Annotated in this window: 6 protein-coding genes; 4 read left to right on the top strand and 2 right to left on the bottom strand. The window is 69.1% G+C overall.

What is annotated here, in order from left to right; genetic code table 11:
• Window positions 1-610: 610 nt before the first annotated feature.
• Window positions 611-1,099: an RDD family protein gene (locus HDC96_RS15040; RefSeq protein WP_179460718.1), complete on the bottom strand. Its 489-nt coding sequence runs from the start codon at window positions 1,097-1,099 to the stop codon at window positions 611-613.
• Window positions 1,100-1,158: 59 nt separating this feature from the next.
• Here HDC96_RS15040 and xerD point away from each other — a divergent pair, with 59 nt between their 5' ends.
• Both xerD and HDC96_RS15050 read left to right on the top strand, forming a co-directional pair.
• Entirely contained in the window at window positions 1,159-2,136 is a 978-nt protein-coding gene (gene xerD / locus HDC96_RS15045) for a site-specific tyrosine recombinase XerD (RefSeq protein WP_176990448.1), read from the top strand.
• A 104-nt stretch (window positions 2,137-2,240) separates the two neighbouring features.
• Window positions 2,241-3,020, top strand: a complete 780-nt coding sequence (locus HDC96_RS15050) for a thioredoxin fold domain-containing protein (RefSeq protein WP_179460719.1) — start codon at window positions 2,241-2,243, stop codon at window positions 3,018-3,020.
• A 113-nt stretch (window positions 3,021-3,133) separates the two neighbouring features.
• Here HDC96_RS15050 and HDC96_RS15055 read toward each other — a convergent pair whose 3' ends face one another.
• Window positions 3,134-5,242 carry a glycosyl hydrolase family 18 protein gene (locus HDC96_RS15055; protein ID WP_179460720.1) on the bottom strand — a complete coding sequence of 703 codons (2,109 nt, stop codon included), beginning with the start codon at window positions 5,240-5,242 and terminating at the stop codon, window positions 3,134-3,136.
• A 290-nt stretch (window positions 5,243-5,532) separates the two neighbouring features.
• Here HDC96_RS15055 and purL point away from each other — a divergent pair, with 290 nt between their 5' ends.
• Window positions 5,533-9,417, top strand: coding sequence for a phosphoribosylformylglycinamidine synthase (purL, locus tag HDC96_RS15060; protein ID WP_179460721.1), 3,885 nt, complete (start codon window positions 5,533-5,535; stop codon window positions 9,415-9,417).
• A gap of 450 nt (window positions 9,418-9,867) precedes the next feature.
• Window positions 9,868-17,439, top strand: coding sequence for an ESPR-type extended signal peptide-containing protein (locus HDC96_RS15065; RefSeq protein WP_179460722.1), 7,572 nt, complete (start codon window positions 9,868-9,870; stop codon window positions 17,437-17,439).
• Window positions 17,440-17,454: the final 15 nt, after the last annotated feature.

Below are 17,454 nucleotides of genomic sequence, written 5' to 3' on the forward strand. Positions count from 1 at the left end.
CTACATGGCGATCGCTCAGATCCAGGCTCGTACGGCGGCCCACGCCGGCTCTCGGCACCTAAGCTGCCAGATTCCGAACAGATAAGGCTCGTGTGCTGCCATCCATGGCAGCACACGGTCCCGGCCTGGCAATCCCGCCGCGCCTCCGACAGTGTGCTGGTGGGGGAGGGAGAGCAGCCGGGCATGGCCCGGCTCCACCGTTCTGATGGGTTGGCTCAGTGCAGCTGTTCGTGTTGAATCTTGGCGACTGAGCGACTGAGCGACTGAGCGACTGAGCGACTGAGCGACTAAGCGACTAAGCGAAGGTTCGACTTCGCGATGAAGATTGCGCTTCTTAAGGCGTCTCGATCGCGAGAGCCGGTATTCAGTGCAAAACGTCAGCCACGCAAAAAACCCGCTTTCACCAACCGCACTTCGCAATCTGTCAATGCGGAGAGGCGCAGCCCATTTCAGGGCCGTAGTGCGCCATGGATGGCGCACTACGAGCCTACATGGACGTACTTGCGGCGGGCCCAGAAATGGGTTGCGCCTCTCCGCAAACGCACGGAAAGTGGAAACGCTGCTATTCGCGTTGTTCTGTAAGGCATCAGAGCTTCAAAGCGTCAAAGCGTCAGCGCTTAGGCAACCGGACAACCCGCGTCCCGCTGGCCCGGTCATGCCAGCTCAGGCGCTGCCGATCCACCAGCGCCCACCAGAACCCCAGGCCGGCCGCCAACACCGACAGCGAGCCCACCGCATACCGCAGCCACAACTGCCTGCGCGTCGGCACCGTGCCGTCCAGCGCCACCACCTGCAACCGCCACGGCCGCATCCCCAGCGTCTGCCCACCGCGACGCCAACTCATCGTCGCGTACACCCCCGTCACTCCCCAGCAGCAGGCCCACAGCGCCCACTGCCACGCACTGAACGGCGCGATGTTCTCGCGCTCCGCGTGGCCGCTCAACGTATAGACCGCCACGAACAGCGCACCCAGCAGCATCCACAGCGCCAGCGCCGGGAAGAGGTCGTACAGGAGCGACAGCAAGCGCCACAGCAGCAACGACGCAGGACGGTCAGCGGCAGTGGACGACAGCGGGGCATCGGTCATGTCCCGGAGCATACCCGGCCCGCCGCCCACGTTCGATGGCCCCCGATCATTCCGCTCCGTATGCTGTCCGCATGTCCGACGCCACCACCCCCGCACTGCGCCGCCAGCTCGTGCAGCACCTGCCCGAGCTGCGCGACGACGACAACGTCCGCATCCAGCGCTTCCTCGACACCGCCTGGGCCGAACACGGTCTCGCCCGCGCCAGCCTGGACAGCTATCGCCGCGACCTGGAAGGCCTCGCGCGCTGGCGCGATGGCGCCGCAGGGGGCCTGGCCGGCCTCGACCGCGCCGGGCTGTTCGATTATCTCGCCTGGCGCTCCCGTCATGGCTGGTCGCCGCGCAGCAACGCCCGCCTGCTCTCCGCGCTGCGGGCGTTCTTCGCCGATGCCGTCCGCCGCGGCGAACGCAGCGATGACCCCAGCGCGCTGCTCGATCCGCCCAAGCTGCCCCGCCTGCTGCCCAAGGCGCTCGCCGAAAGCCAGATCGACGCGCTGTTGGCCAGCCCCGACATCGACACGCCGCTCGGCCTGCGCGACCGCGCCATGCTCGAGCTCATGTATGCCGCCGGCCTGCGCGTCAGTGAGCTGGTCAACCTGCCGGCCAATGCCGTCAATCTGCGCCAGGGCGTGCTGCGCGTCACCGGCAAGGGCAGCAAGGAACGCCTGGTCCCGCTCGGCGAAGAATCCCAGCACTGGCTCGAACGCTACCTGGCCGAATCGCGCCCCCGGCTAACCGGCAAACGCAACGTGCCCACCCCGCAGGACGGCGCCGTGCCGATGTTCCTGGAGCCCTCCCTGCATCCGGTCAGCCGCCAGCAGTTCTGGGGCCTGGTGAAGAAATATGCGGTGCTGGCCGGGATCGACCCGGCGCGGATCAGCCCGCACGGCCTGCGCCACAGCTTCGCCACGCACCTGCTCAACCGGGGCGCCGATCTGCGGGCCCTGCAGATGCTGCTGGGCCACAGTTCCCTGTCCACCACCCAGATCTACACGCTGGTCGCGCGCGAGCACCTGCAGAAACTGCACGCCAAGCACCACCCGCGCGGCTGATACCACGCCGGACCGGGGCGCGCGCCGCCGTTCCACTGCGGTCCAGCTGCGGGGGCAGGCAGCTGTGCGAGAATCCAGTCTGACTCCTTACACCGGAATGCTCGATGCTCCGTGTTGCCATTGCGGCGCTCTTCGGCGCGCTCAGCCTGACTGCCTGCGCGCAGCAACCGTCCGCTCCGGCGGCCAAGACCACGGCCGCTGCTCCGGCCGCTGCCGGCGATGCCGACCAGCGCGTGCGCACCGCGCTCCAGCAGCTGGACCCGACCTTCAAGCCCGATTTCATCGGTGCGGCGCCGTTTGCCGGGTTCCGTGAAGTGCTGGTCGGCGGCCAGGTGCTGTACGTCTCCGATGACGGCCGCTACCTGATGCAGTCCCAGCCGTATGACATCCAGAACAAGGGGCCGGTCAGCAGCCAGGGCCTGCTCACCTACCGGCGCAAGCTGCTCGACGGCGTGCCCACCAACGAGCGCATCGTGTTCGCCGCGCCGAACGCCAAATACACCGTCAGCGTCTTCACCGACATCGAGTGCGGGTACTGCCGCAAGCTGCACCAGGACATCGCCGAGCTCAACCGCAACGGCATCACCGTGGAATACCTGGCGTTCCCGCGCATGGGCCTGGGCAGCCAGGACTACACCGACATGATCTCGGTCTGGTGCGCGGCCGACCGCAAGCAGGCCCTGACCGCGGCCAAGACCGGCAAGGCCGTCACCCCGAAGAACTGCACCAACCCGGTGGCGATGCAGTACAAGCTCGGCCAGCAGATGGGCGTCAACGGTACCCCGGCGATCTTCGCCGCCGACGGTACCCAGCTCGGTGGCTACCTGCCGCCGGCCCAGCTCAAGGCGGCGCTGGAGCGCGTCTCGGCAGGCGGTAGCCGCTGAAACAACACGCCCCGGCGAGGCCGGGGCGTGTTCTTCCCTGGGCGGGTGGTGCCCGCTCGATCAGCCGGGACGCGCCCTGCTCGATCAGCCGCGCAGCGTCCCGCGCTGCGGTGTTACTTCAAGCCATCACTGATCGCCTTGGTCAGCGTGCCCTGCGCATCATCGCCGCTGAACTCCCAGAAGAACGCACCGCCCAGGCCCTGCGTTTTCACGTAGCCCATCTTCTCGGTGACCATGGCCGGCGTGTCCACACTCCAGAAGGTGGTGCCGTTGGAGATCCACGTGGCCTTGGCGACGCTGTCGGTGTAGACCGGCCAGTTGAGGGTCTTGAGCACCTTCCAGTCTTCGATACCGGCCTCGTACGTGCCCGGTGCCGCGCCGCTGGCGCTCCTGTAGAGCCCATTGTTGCCGGCGGCCACACCGGTCCAGCCGCGGCCGTAGTAGCCGATGCCCAGGTTCAACTTGCTGGCCGGCACCCCGCGGCTGAGGAAAGCCTCCATCGCATCGTTGCTGTTGTAGAACTTCTGGTCGCCGGTGGAGGGATCGGCCGGTGAATCGAACAGGGCCGAGTGATGGTTGGTCTGCGGATCCCACGCGCCGTGGAAGTCGTAAGTCATCACGTTGATGAAATCCAGGTACGGGTGGTAGCTGGCAGGATCGGTCACGCGGATCTTGTCCACGCCTGCGCCCACGGCCACCGTCAGCAGCAGGCCGGGCCGCACCGCATCGAGCTGGCGGCGGAACTCGGCCAGCAGCGCGGTGAAGTTGGCGTTGTCGGCCGGCGTGCCGCAGCTGAGCCCGCAGGCGACCGGGTACTCCCAGTCGATGTCGATGCCATCGAATACCCCAAGCGCCGCGCCCGCGCCGCCCGCACCATCGGCGACCGGCAGGTTGCCCTTGATGTAGGCATCGATGCACGAGGCCACGAACGCCTGCCGGTTGGCCGGCTGCGCCGCGCTGGAGAACCCGCGCGACCAGGTCCAGCCACCGAGCGAGATCAGCACTTTGATGTTCGGGTGCTTGGCCTTGAGCTGCTTGAGCTGGTTCCAGTTGCCGCGCAGCGGCTGGTCCCAGGTATCGCCGACGCCGCTTACGCTGGCCCCGGCGGCGAACGACTTGCCGTAGTCCGCATACGCATCGCCGCCCACGCCGGTGTTCGGATCGGAGGCCTGGGTCACGCCCACTTCGCAGCGGTTGTTGCGCACGTTGCCGAAGGCGTAGTTGATGTGGGTCAGTTTCGCCGCCGATCCACTGGTGTCGATGTTCTTGACCTGGTAGTTGCGGCCATAGATGCCCCACTGGGTGAAGTAGCCGATCACCCGCTTGGTGCCGCCACCACCACCGCCGGCGGCCGTGGTCACGCTGATCGAACCGCTCTGCGCCGAAGCATTGCCCGCATTGTCGCGTGCCCGCACGGTGTAGGTGTAGGCCGTGCTCGCGCTGAGTCCGCCATCGGTGTACTGGGTCGCGCCGGGCGAGCCGACCAGGCTGCCGTTGCGGTACACGTCGTAGCCGGCCACGCCGCTGCCGCCGCTGTTGTCGGTGGCCGCGTTCCAGGCCAGGTTCACCGTCGTCGCGGTCTTGGACGGAGAAGCCAGTCCGCCCGGGACGCTGGGTGGCGTGGTGTCGTTGCTGGCGGCGGTGACGGTCACATTGACCGTGGCCGAGGACGTCACCGCGTTGTTGTTGTCGGTGGCCACCGCCTTGAAGGTGTGGCTGCCGGCCGCGGCGTTGCTCCAGACCACGCTGTAGGGCGCGCTGGTGTCGATGCCCAGCGAGGTGCCGCCGCGGAAGAACTCGACCTTGCTGATGCTGCCGTCGGTATCGCTGGCATTGGCGCTGACCGTGATGCTGCTGCCGGCGCTGAAGCTGGCCCCGGCGGCCGGCGAGGTCAGCGCGACGCTCGGCGGCTGGTTGCTGCCGCTGCCATCGCAGGCGCCGAGATTGGTGTAGTAGGGCGCCCCGGCCGGGTGATCCGGCGGGGCGTTCCAGATGTCCTGGTTGGCGCGGTACAGCACGCCCCCCTTCTGCAGGGTCTGGCCGGCCAGATAGATGGCCGCCCCGTTCCATTCAGGGGCCCCGGTACAGTTCGCCGCCTGCACCAGCGTGGGCGTGCCGGCGGCCGCGGCCAAGGCCAGGGCGAGCAGCCAGCGCCGTCGGCGGAAGCCGGGGGCGGGAGAGGAAAACGATGTCACTGCACGGCGCGCAATCGGGTCTGGCATGGTCGGTCTCCGATCAGGTGGGCGCATGCCGCCGGGATGGCGGCATGCGTGCAGCAGTTCCGGACGCCGGTGAGAGAGGCCGGCAACGACATGGGGGACGGACGGCACCTGGCCGCAGGCCAGGTGGTGATAACGTTGTCATGTAATCCGGGTGCAATCCGTGAACCAGTGCATGGTTCTGGTGTGAACGAGCTTGGCCCCGGCCCTGGCCGGTCGATCCGCGGGGCCGGGCCGCGGCGGCCGACTTGGGTACAATAGTGGGCCCCGTTCCCAACCACGGTTCCCCGGACATGATGGTCCTCGAGGGCGCATCCGCCCTTTCGCCGTTCCGCCGCGAACGTCTTGAATCCCGCCTGCAGTCCCTGGCCGCCGATCTGCGCATCACCGGTGCCTGGCATGTCTACTTCATCCAGACCGAGGGCGATGCGGCCCCGGACCCGGCGATCCTGAGCCGGATCCTGGAAGCCCAGCCGGCGCTGGCCGGGCGTGAGGACGGGGCGGTGTCGCGCTTCGTGGTGCCGCGGTTGGGCACGCTGTCCCCGTGGTCGAGCAAGGCGACCGAGCTGGTCCGCGGTGCCGGGCAGCCGATCCGCCGGGTCGAACGTGGCCTGCGCATCGACCTGGCCGGCTGGCCGGCCGATGCGGCCGCACAGGAAGCGGTGATCCGCGCGCTGCACGACCCGATGACCCAGTCCGTGCTGGCCGAGACCGCCCAAGCCCAGGCGCTGTTCAGCGCTCCGGCGCGTGGCGAGCTGGAGCGGATCGCACTGGATGACCTGGAAGCGGCCAACAGCCGCCTCGGCCTGGCCATGGCCCAGGACGAGATCGACTACCTGCGCCAGCGCTTCGGCGACCTGGGCCGCAAGCCGTCGGACGTGGAACTGATGATGTTCGCGCAGGCCAACTCCGAGCACTGCCGCCACAAGATATTCAATGCCAGCTGGACCATCGACGGCGCCGACCAGTCGCACTCGCTGTTCCGGATGATCAAGAACACCCACCAGCAGACCCCGCAGCACACGTTGAGCGCTTACAGCGACAACGCCGCGGTGGTCGCCGGCTTCCCGGCCGCCCGCTATCGCCCGGACCCGGCCACCGGCCAGTACCGCAGCGAGGCCGTGGTGGATTCGGCGTTCTGCATCAAGGTCGAGACGCACAACCACCCGACCGCGATCGCCCCGTTCCCGGGTGCGGCCACGGGCGCGGGCGGTGAGATCCGCGACGAAGGCGCGACCGGCCGCGGCGGCAAGCCCAAGGCCGGCCTGACCGGTTTCTCGGTCTCGCACCTGCGCATCCCGACCCTGCCGCAGCCGTGGGAAGCGCCGCGCGCGCTCAACCCGCGCATGGCCCCGGCGCTGGACATCATGCTGGACGGCCCGCTCGGCGGCGCTGCGTTCAACAATGAGTTCGGCCGCCCGAACCTGCTCGGCTACTTCCGCAGCTTCGAACTGCCCGAGGGCGAGGGCCTGACCCGCGCCTACGACAAGCCGATCATGCTGGCCGGTGGCCTGGGCGCGATCGACCAGAACCAGGTCGAGAAGCTGCGCCTGCAGCCCGGCGATGCGGTGATCGTGCTCGGCGGTCCTGCGATGCTGATCGGCCTCGGCGGGGGTGCGGCCAGCTCGGTGGCCTCCGGTGAAAGCGCCGAGGACCTCGATTTCGCCAGTGTCCAGCGCGACAACCCGGAAATGGAGCGTCGCTGCCAGGAAGTGATCGACCGCTGCGTCGCGCTCGGCCTGGACAACCCGATCCGCTGGTTCCATGACGTCGGCGCCGGTGGCCTGTCCAACGCGATTCCCGAGTTGCTGCACGACTCCGGCGTGGGTGGCGTGATCGATCTGGGCAAGGTGCCCGCCGATGACCCGTCGCTGTCGCCGATGCAGCTGTGGTGCAACGAATCGCAGGAACGTTACGTGCTCGGCGTGCCGCAGGCGCGCCTGGCCGAGTTCGCCGCGCTGTGCGCGCGCGAGCGTTGCCCGTTCGCCGCGGTCGGTGTCGCGACCGCCGAAGAGCGTCTGGTCGTGGCCTATGGCGCGACCGTGGGCAACACCCCGGCCGATGCCCCGATCGATCTGCCGATGGACGTGCTGTTCGGCAAGGCGCCGAAGATGCACCGCGACACCGTGCACCCGGCTGCACCGCGCTGGCCGGCGCTGAAGACCGCCGGGCTGGACCTGCACGAGGCAGGTCTGCGCGTGCTGGCGCATCCGTCGGTGGCCTCGAAGAACTTCCTGGTCACCATCGGTGACCGCAGCGTCGGTGGCCTGACCGCACGCGAACAGATGATCGGCCCGTGGCAGCTGCCGCTGGCCAACGTCGCGATCACCCTGGCCGGTTTCGATACCGTGGCCGGTGAAGCGATGGCGATCGGCGAGCGCACCCCGCTGGCCCTGCTGGATGCGGCCGCCTCGGCGCGCATGGCGGTCGGTGAAGCGATCACCAACCTGTGCGCGGCCCCGGTCGATGCGCTGGAAACGGTGAAGCTGTCGGCCAACTGGATGGCCGCGGCCGGTCACCACGGCGAAGACGCACTGCTGTATGACGCGGTGCGTGCGGTCGGTATGGAACTGTGCCCGCAGCTGGACCTGAGCATTCCGGTCGGCAAGGACTCCCTGTCCATGCAGGCGCAGTGGCAGGCCGACGGCCAGGCGCACAAGTCGGTGTCGCCGGTGTCGCTGGTGATCTCCGCGTTCGCGCCGGTCGCCGATGCCACCGGCCAGCTGACCCCGCTGCTCGACCGCGATGCCGACAGCGAGCTGTGGCTGATCGGCCTGGGCGCCGGCAAGCAGCGCCTGGGCGGCTCGATCCTGGCCCAGGTGCACGCCGACCATTCCGCACTGCCGGCCTTCGCCGGTGCCGTGCCGGACCTGGATGATGCACAGCGCCTGCGTGCCTTCTTCGAACTAATCCGCGACGCGCGCCAGGCCGGCCTGCTGCTGGCCTATCACGACCGCAGCGATGGCGGCGCGTTCGCCGCGCTGTGCGAGATGGCCTTCGCGTCGCGTCTCGGCTTGGACATCACCCTGGATGCCTGGGGTGATGATCCGTTCCGCAGCCTGTTCAATGAAGAGCTGGGTGCGGTGGTGCAGATCGCCAAGGAAGACCGCGCGGCGTTCGCCGATCTGGTCGAGCGTCATGCCCTGACCGAATGCGCGCAGCGCATCGCGCGCCCGACCACCGCCCCGGTGGTGCGCGTCTCGCTGCAGGGCGACAGCCTGGTCGAGTGGCGCTGGGAAGCGCTGTTCGATGCCTGGTGGTCGGTCACCCACGCGATGCAGAAGCTGCGCGACAACCCGGACAACGCCGACCAGGAGCGTGCGATCGCGCGCAACTTCAACGCGCCGGGCCTGAAGCCCAAGCTGACCTTCGACATCAATGAAGACGTGGCGATGCCCTTCATCAACACCGGCGCGCGTCCGCGCGTGGCGGTGCTGCGCGAGCAGGGCGTCAATGGCCAGATCGAAATGGCGAACGTCTTCGAACGTGCCGGCTTCAGTTCGTTCGATGTGCATATGAGCGACCTGATCGAAGGCCGCGTCGCGCTGTCCGACTTCACCGGCCTGGTGGCCTGTGGCGGCTTCAGCTACGGCGATGTGCTCGGTGCCGGCCGCGGCTGGGCCACCTCGGTACTGGAGCGCAGTGCGCTGCGCGATGCCTTCGCGGCGTTCTTCGCCCGCGAGGACAGCTTCGCGCTGGGTGTGTGCAACGGCTGCCAGATGATGAGCCAGCTCAAGGACATCATTCCCGGTGCCGAACACTGGCCGCAGTTCCGCCGCAACCGCAGCGAGCAGTTCGAAGCGCGCACCGCGTTGCTGGAAGTGGTGGAATCGCCATCGATCCTGCTGCGTGGCATGGCCGGCTCGCGCCTGCCGGTCGCGGTGGCGCACGGCGAGGGCCAGGCCGTCTTCGCCACTGCGGTCGATCAGGCCGCGGCGCGCGTGTCGCTGCGTTACATCGATGGCGATGGCAACGTGGCCACCCAGTACCCGCTGAATCCGAACGGCTCGCCCGACGGCATCACCGGCCTGACCACCACCGATGGCCGCACCACGATCATGATGCCGCATCCGGAACGCACCCCGCGTGCGATCAACCACAGCTGGCATCCGGACGACTGGAACGGCGATTCGCCGTGGCTGCGGATGTTCCGCAACGCAAGAGTATGGTGCGGCTGATACTGCGCACCGCATCGAATGCGATGCGGTGAAAATCGCGTGAAGAAACCGCCGGCCTGTCCGGCGGTTTTCTTTTGCATGGCCGACAAACTGATCGACAGCAAGGAGTTACATCGCGTTACAGCGTGAAAACGCGTTATGGCGATTGCTCACATACCTCTAACAAAATCACGCAATAACACGTCGTTTCTGTGACGCAATTCGCGGTCATATGAATTTCGATGTCAAAGTCTTGACGTTGTTCAAACTGTACGTTAACACTGCATGCTCATTTCGACAGCGTTCAGTTCCGCAGTAAGCGCATGGATGGCGTGCACGCTGTAGGTATCTGCCAGCCATTGCGCACAACGCAGTAAATCAAGCGAAAAAACGCCCCCAGGGGACGTTGGACCACGCGGTCCGGCGTTGGCGTCGCTTTGCCTAAAACCAGCCTAATCAGGAGCCGCATCGATGAATCGGATTTATCGCAAGGTCTGGAACAAAGCACTGGGGCAGATGGTCGTCGCCTCGGAATTGGCCAGCAGCCAGTCCTCGGGTGTCGTCATCGATCAGCGCCGAACCTCTGGCGGACGCAACACCGCACTGCTCTCGGCCGCCATCGCGTTGACGCTTGGATGGGGCGCGGCAGGCGCCGTGCAGACGGCGCACGCGCAATCGGTGGAAGTGGGGGGCAATGCGAATTGCCTGGTGCTCAACAGCGGCATCGTCGACAGTTGCGTGGTCGATGGCAACGCCACGGCATCGGGCACCAACGCGGTCGCCATCGGCAGCAACAGCACCGCCTCGGCGGCCAACAGCGTGGCGCTCGGCGCCGGCTCGAAGGCCAACCGGGCCAACACCGTGTCGGTCGGGGATGCCGGCAAGGAACGCCAGGTCACCAACGTGGCCGCCGGCACGGCCGCGACGGACGCGGTGAACAAGGCACAGCTGGACAAGGTGGCGGTCGCCGCCGAAGGCGCGACCCGCTATTTCAAGGCCGACGGTGACGGCAGCGACGCCGATGCGGCGAAGATCGATGGCGAGGGTGCACTGGCCGCAGGCGCCAGTGCCAACGCCGATGGCGACGGCGCAACCGCGCTGGGTCGCAGCAGCCAGGCGGTCGGCAATGCCACCACGGCCGTGGGCAGCGAAGCGCTCGCGATCGGCCTCGGGGCGAGTTCGTTCGGTCAGGGCAGCATGGCCTTCGGCGACGCCAGCATCGCGCTGGGCCAGAGTGCCGCGGCCTTCGGTCTGGGCGATGTCGCGCTCGGTGCATCGGCCGTAGCGGCCAGTGAAAACGGTGCAGCCACTGCGATCGGCGGCCTGGCGGAAGCCAGCGCCGATGGCGCGACCGCGATCGGTGGGGGTGCCTTGGCCATCGGCCCGGGCAGCACCTCGCTCGGCCGCGGTGCGGCCAGTGCCGGCGAAGCCTCGGTCGCGGTCGGCGCGTTCAGCGTCGCGGTCGCGGATTTCAGCGCGACGCTCGGCGCGAACTCCGCTGCGGTGGCGGTGGGCAGCGTGGCGCTCGGCGCCGGTTCGTATGCCGATCGCGTCGATACGGTATCGGTCGGCAATGCGGAAAACGGCCTGCGTCGCCAGATCACCAATCTTGCCGATGGCACCGAAGACAGCGATGCGGTGAACAAGGCGCAGCTGGATCAAGTCGGTGCGGTCGCGGCCAACACGGACAAGCGCTTCCAGGCCACCGGCAGCAGCGACAGCGATGCCGGTGCCCTCGCGGCAGGCGACAACGCGACCGCGATCGGTGAAGCGGCCAACGCGCTGGCCAACGGTGCGACCGCGCTCGGCAGCGGCGCTACGGTCACCGCGCAGAACGCGACGGCGGTCGGCTACAACGCCAGCGCCACGGGGCAGAACAGCGCGGCGTTCGGCACCAATGCGCAGGCCAATGGTCCGGGCAGTGTGGCAATGGGCGGTGCAGCGGTGGATGCCGACGGCAACCCGCTGATCACCAACGGCGGCGTGCCCGTGGATACCGGTGCGACCAGCGCCGGCGTGGGCGGCACGGCCGTCGGTGCGAGCGCGGAAGCCTCGGGTTTCGCTGCATCGTCGTACGGTGTCGGCGCCTATGCGGCCGGTGCACAGTCCTCGGCGTTCGGTGCGGTGGCCAATGCCACCGGCGACTATTCCACCGCCGTCGGTACGCAGAGCGTGGCGACCGGCAACAGCAGTACTGCCATCGGCGGGCCGGCGGATCTGCTGCCGGGCCTGGGCTTCTTCGTGCAGACCCAGGCCAGTGGCGAAGCGGCCACCGCGGTGGGTGCGGGCGCGATTGCCAGTGGCGATTACGCGGTGGCCAACGGCACCCTGAGCGAAGCCTCGGGCACCGAAGCTACCGCCGTGGGCTACTTCGCCTATGCCCCGGGCGAGGGCGCCACGGCGCTTGGCGCGGAGACCTGGGCCAGCGGTGAACTGAGCACCGCGGTGGGCTTCTACAGCACTGCGCGCGGCGCGAACAGCGTCGCGCTGGGGGCGAACTCCACCGCCACCCGCGACAACACGGTTTCGGTCGGTGATGTCGGCAACGAGCGCCAGATCACCCACGTCGCCGCCGGCAGCGAAGCGACCGATGCGGTCAACAAGGCGCAGCTTGATGCGGTTGCGACGTCGGCCTCTGCGACCTCGGCGCAGTTCAAGGCCAACGGTGCGGCCAGCGGTGCGGTTGGTGCATTCGCCGATGGCGAGGATGCGCTGGCGGCCGGTGAAGCCAGCAATGCGCTGGGCGCCGGGGCAACGGCGGTCGGTGGTGGTGCGACCGCCGTCGGCGATGACACCGTCGCGCTGGGCCGCAACAGCAGCGCGACCGGCAACGGCAGCGTGGCCATTGGTGGCCTCGGCCAGGCGTATGACGAGTACAACCAGCCGCTGGTGGATGACCAGGGCAATGCGATCCTGATCGGTGCCACCGCGGCGCCGGACAGCGTCGCGGTCGGTGCCGGTGCGCAGGCCACCGGCACCACCAGCAATGCGTTCGGCAGCGGTGCGCAGGCCACCGGCAGCAACAGCCTGGCCAGCGGCTACAAGGCGCGCGCCACGGGCGATTACAGCGTGGCGCAGGGCGACAACGCCTTCGCCAGCGGCGAAGAAACGACCGCGACCGGCGCGTATGCGTGGGCCACCGCGAATGGCGCCACCGCCTTCGGTTCCAGTGCGTGGGCGACCGAAGCCAACGCCACGGCGGTCGGTCAGTCGGCCTGGGCCAGCGGAACCGGCTCGACCTCGATCGGCTACAACAGCTGGGCGCGTGGCAGCAGTTCCACCGCGCTCGGCCGCGGTGCTTTCGGCTACGGCGACAACAGCGTGGCCGTCGGTTTCCAGGCGTTGGGCAACAGCATCAACAGCATCGCCATCGGCACCAACGTGGTCGCCGGCGGCGAGAGTGCGATCGGCATCGGTGCCGGCAGCAGCGCGACGGCGTCCAATGCGGTCGCGCTCGGCGCGGGCGCGGTCGCCGACCGGGCCTACACCGTCTCGGTCGGCAACGATGACCGGCAGCGCCAGATCACCCAGGTTGCCGCCGGTACCGAGGGCAGCGATGCGGTCAATCTGGATCAGCTGACCGCGGCGACCGACCAGTTCCAGGCCAGTGGCGAGGGTGTTGCCGTCGCCGGTGGCCAGGAAAGCGTGGCCGCCGGTGCGAACGCGGCCACCGATGGCGATTACGCCACCGCGGTCGGTTCAACCAGCTTCGCGGCAGGCACAGGCGCGTCGGCGTTGGGCAGTGGCGCCTTCGCCCTGGCCGACAACGCCAGTGCCGTCGGCTTCAATGCCGTCGCCAGCGGTGCCAATGCGATCGCGGTCGGCGTCAATGCGCAGTCCACTGCCGAATACGCGACGGCGACCGGTGCCGAAAGCCTGGCCTCCGGCGAGCAGAGCACCGCGACCGGTGCGGCCAGTGTCGCCTCCGGCGCCGGCAGCCTGGCCGGTGGCGCGCTGTCGGAGGCCGCCGGTGAGGAATCGGTGGCCCTGGGTTACTTCAGCAGTGCCAGCGGCGAGGGTGCGACCGCGGTCGGTGCGGAAAGCGTGGTCAGCGGGACGCTCTCGGCCGGTTACGGGTTCGCCTCCGAAGCGACCGCCAACTACACCACCGCGATCGGTGGCTACGCGGTGGCGTCGGCCTTCAACGCGACCGCACTGGGCAGTTTCGCGCAGGCGACCGGCTCCAACAGCGTGGCACTCGGTGGCGATGCCGAAGCCTCCGGTGCGTACAGCACCGCCACCGGCCAGGGCAGCCTGGCCAGCGGCATCAACAGCGTGGCTGTCGGTGGTGCGCTGTTCGGCCTGCTGCCCACCGAGGCCTCCGGCAACTACTCCACAGCCGTCGGCGGTGGTGCATGGTCGCCGGGCGTCAACAGCACCGCGCTCGGCAATGCGGCCACTTCGAGCGGGGCGAACAGCGTCGCCCTCGGCGCCGACTCGATTGCCGACCGCGATGACAGCGTCTCGGTCGGCAGTGCCGATGCGCAGCGGCAGATCACCAACGTCGCGGCGGGCACCGACGGCACCGATGCGGTCAACGTGAACCAGTTGAATGCAGTGGCCGATGCGGCCGCCTCCACCAGCAAGTACTTCCAGGCCAGTGGCAGCGCCGACAGCGATGCCGGTGCCTACGTGGAGGGTGACAACGCGCTGGCCGCCGGTGAGGCCTCCAACGCCATCGGCAATGGCGCCAGCGCGCTCGGCAGCGGGGCAACGGCCGTCGCCGACAACGCCACCGCGGTCGGCTTCAACGCCTTGGCCAGCGCCGAAGGCGCCGCGGCCCTGGGCAGTGACGCGCAGGCGACCGGCGAAGACAGTGTCGCGGTCGGCAACGGCGCCACTGCCAGCGAGATCGGTGCCAGTGCCACGGGCGCCGGTGCGCAGGCCGGCGGTGCTTACGCCACGGCGACCGGCAGCCAGTCCACGGCGGCGGGCCAGCAGGCCACCGCCAACGGCTTCCGCGCGAATGCCTCCGAAGCCGGTGCATCGGCCTTCGGCAGCTACAGCGAAGCGACCGGGCAGCTCTCTTCCGCGCTGGGCTACGGGGCGGTTGCCTCCAACGCCTATGCCGTGGCGGTGGGTGCCGCCTCGACCGCCTCCGGCGCGGGTGCGGTGGCGGTGGGTGAATCGTCTGAAGCCACCGGCGATGAGAGCGTGGCAATCGGTGGCACGACCTTCTACGGTCTGCTGCCGTCGCGCGCCTCGGGCACCGGTGCTTCCGCCTTCGGTGCAGGTGCGTGGGCAACCGATGATTACGCCACCGCGATCGGCTGGAACGCGTGGGCCGATGCGGGCAATGCCACCGCTCTGGGCGCCAGTGCCAGCGCGGAGGGCGTGAACAGCGTCGCGCTCGGCGCCGGTTCCACCGCGGATCGCGACAACTCGGTCTCGGTCGGTACGGCCACCGCGCAGCGGCAGATCACCAACGTCGCTGCCGGTACTGAAGGCACCGATGCGGTGAACGTCGATCAGCTCAATGCGGTCGCCGATGTCGCGGAAACCACCAGCCGGTACTTCCAGGCGTCGGGCAGCGGCAATGGCGATGACGTCGGCAGCTATGTCGATGGGGCGTATGCCACCGCGGCGGGCGAGGCGGCCAATGCGTTCGGCACCGGTGCCTCGGCCTATGGCAGCGGCGCCCTCGCCTCCGGGCGCAACGCCTCGGCGTCGGGCTTCAACGCCTCGGCCACGGCCGATTCGGCGACCGCCATCGGTGGTGCGCTGTATTACGAAGATGACAATGGCAACGTGCTGCTGGACAAGGCCACCAGTGCCAGCGCCGTCGGTGCGACCGCACTCGGTGCGGGGGCGCAGGCGGACGGCAGCTTCAGTACCGCCACCGGTGCCGGCGCCACGGCAGCAGGGCTGCAGTCCTCGGCCTTCGGCTACAGCGCCGAAGCCGGCAGCGACTACAGCACTGCGGTCGGTACCTTCAGCGCCGCCAGCGGCGTGCGCACCACGGCGTTGGGCTACGGCGCCGAAGCCAGTGGGGATTACGCGTCCGCACTGGGCTGGGGCAGCACCGCCTCGGGCAGCTACGCCAATGCACTGGGCTACGCGTCGCAGGCCAGCGGCGACAACAGTGTGGCTGCCGGTTCCAACGCCTGGGCCACCGCGGCACGCACGACGGCGGTCGGGCAGTTGGCCTGGGCCACCTCCCAGGGCGCCACCGCGATCGGCCAGGACAGCTACGCGTACAGCGGGATCAATGCCACCGCGCTGGGCACCAGTTCGTCGGCCAGTGGCGCAGGCAGCGTCGCGCTGGGCGCCGGTGCCCGCACCAGCGAGGCCAACGTGGTCTCGGTCGGCGGCGGCAACGGCACCACCGGCCCGGCTACGCGCCGCATCACCAATGTCGGGGATGCGGTCAATGCCAGTGACGCGGTGACCAAGTCGCAGCTGGATTCCGTGGCTGCGACCGCCGATGCGGTCGGCAAGCACTTCCAGGCCAGCGGCAGCGGCGTGGCCACGGCCAGCGGCAGCGATGCGCTCGCCGCCGGTTCCGGCGCGACCGCCAGCGCAACCCGCAGCAGTGCATTGGGGACCGCCGCCATCGCCTCGGCGGCCGGTGCCACCGCAGTCGGCGCGGATGCCTCGGCACGCGGTGCCAACAGCACCGTGCTCGGCCGCCAGGCCTCGACCAACGCCACCAACGGTGTGGCGATCGGCAACGGCGCGTTCGCCAGCAACGGGGCCAACAGCATCGCGATCGGTTCGGCGGCGGGCGTCTCCGGTGCCAACGCCGTGGCGCTCGGTGCCGGGTCGCGCGCAGTGGAGGCCAACGTGGTCTCGGTGGGTGGCGGCAACGGCACCGACGGCCCGGCCACGCGCCGCATCGTCAACGTCGGCGCCGGCCGCATCGCGGCAGGCAGTACCGATGCGGTGACCGGTGGCCAGCTCAACACCACCAACCAGCGTGTCGGTGCGGTGGAAACCCGGGTCGGTGATATCGACACCCGGATCGGCTCGGTCGAGAACGTCACCGCCAATGCGCTGACCTACGACGACAGCAGCCGAGACACACTGACCCTGTCGGGTCTGCAGGGCACCACGCTGGACAACGTCGGCAGCGGTTCGATCGCGTCCGGCAGCCGCCAGGCGATCAACGGCGGACAGTTGTTCCAGTCGCTGACCGATGTCGCCACCTTCCTCGGCGGTGGTGCCAGCGTGGGCATGCAGGGTGTGTTCGTTGCGCCGAACTATGTGATCCAGGGGGCGACGTACAGCAACGTGGGCGACGCACTGGGTGCGCTGGACCGCAAGGTCAGCGACCTGGACCAGCGCGTGGCTGGTGGCAGCAGTGGCGGTGCACGTGCACGCACCGCCGCAGTGGCCACCGCCAGCGTCGCACCGGAGACCAGTGTCATGAGCGCCGCCAGTGAGGACGCGATTGCGACGGTACAGGGCACGCCGACCGCGGCGAGCGTGGGCAGCAGTCAGCCGCTCAGCGCGCCGGCCGCCGCACCGGCCGCGGTCAATGCGGTGGTGATGGGCGACGGTGCCGTGGCCAGCGGGGCGTCGGCGACGGCGATCGGCCAGGGCGCGACCGCCTCGGCCGCCAACTCCGTGGCACTCGGGCAGGGCTCGGTCGCGGATCGTGCCGATACGGTCTCGGTCGGCAGCGTCGGCAACGAGCGTCAGGTCGCCAACGTCGCGGCCGGTACGCAGGCCACCGATGCGGTCAACAAGGGCCAGCTGGACGGTGGCATCGCGACCGCCAACAGCTACACCGACCAGCGCTTCACCTCGATGGCCGACAGCTTCGATATCTACAAGGGCGAGATCGACCAGCGCCTGCGCCACCAGGACCGTCGCATTGATCGCCAGGGGGCGATGAGCGCGGCCATGCTCAACATGGCCACCAGCGCCGCCGGCGTGCGCACCCAGAACCGCGTCGGTGTCGGCGTCGGTTTCCAGGGCGGCGAATCTGCGTTGTCGCTGGGCTACCAGCGCGCGCTCAGCGAGCGCGCCACGGTGACCCTGGGCGGTGCCTTCAGCAGTGATGACAGCTCGGTCGGCGTGGGTGCCGGCTTTGGCTGGTAAGCCGTTTCAACGCGG

The sequence above is a fragment of the Stenotrophomonas sp. JAI102 genome (assembly GCF_013409105.1).
Lineage (GTDB): Bacteria > Pseudomonadota > Gammaproteobacteria > Xanthomonadales > Xanthomonadaceae > Stenotrophomonas > Stenotrophomonas maltophilia_AA.

Bases quoted from the DNA above. Each gene is read 5' to 3' on its own strand.
- HDC96_RS15040 (WP_179460718.1), bottom strand. From the start codon at position 1,099: ATGCTCCGGGACATGACCGATGCCCCGCTGTCGTCCACTGCCGCTGAC.
- xerD (WP_176990448.1), top strand. From the start codon at position 1,159: ATGTCCGACGCCACCACCCCCGCACTGCGCCGCCAGCTCGTGCAGCAC.
- HDC96_RS15050 (WP_179460719.1), top strand. From the start codon at position 2,241: ATGCTCCGTGTTGCCATTGCGGCGCTCTTCGGCGCGCTCAGCCTGACT.
- HDC96_RS15055 (WP_179460720.1), bottom strand. From the start codon at position 5,242: ATGCCAGACCCGATTGCGCGCCGTGCAGTGACATCGTTTTCCTCTCCC.
- purL (WP_179460721.1), top strand. From the start codon at position 5,533: ATGATGGTCCTCGAGGGCGCATCCGCCCTTTCGCCGTTCCGCCGCGAA.
- HDC96_RS15065 (WP_179460722.1), top strand. From the start codon at position 9,868: ATGAATCGGATTTATCGCAAGGTCTGGAACAAAGCACTGGGGCAGATG.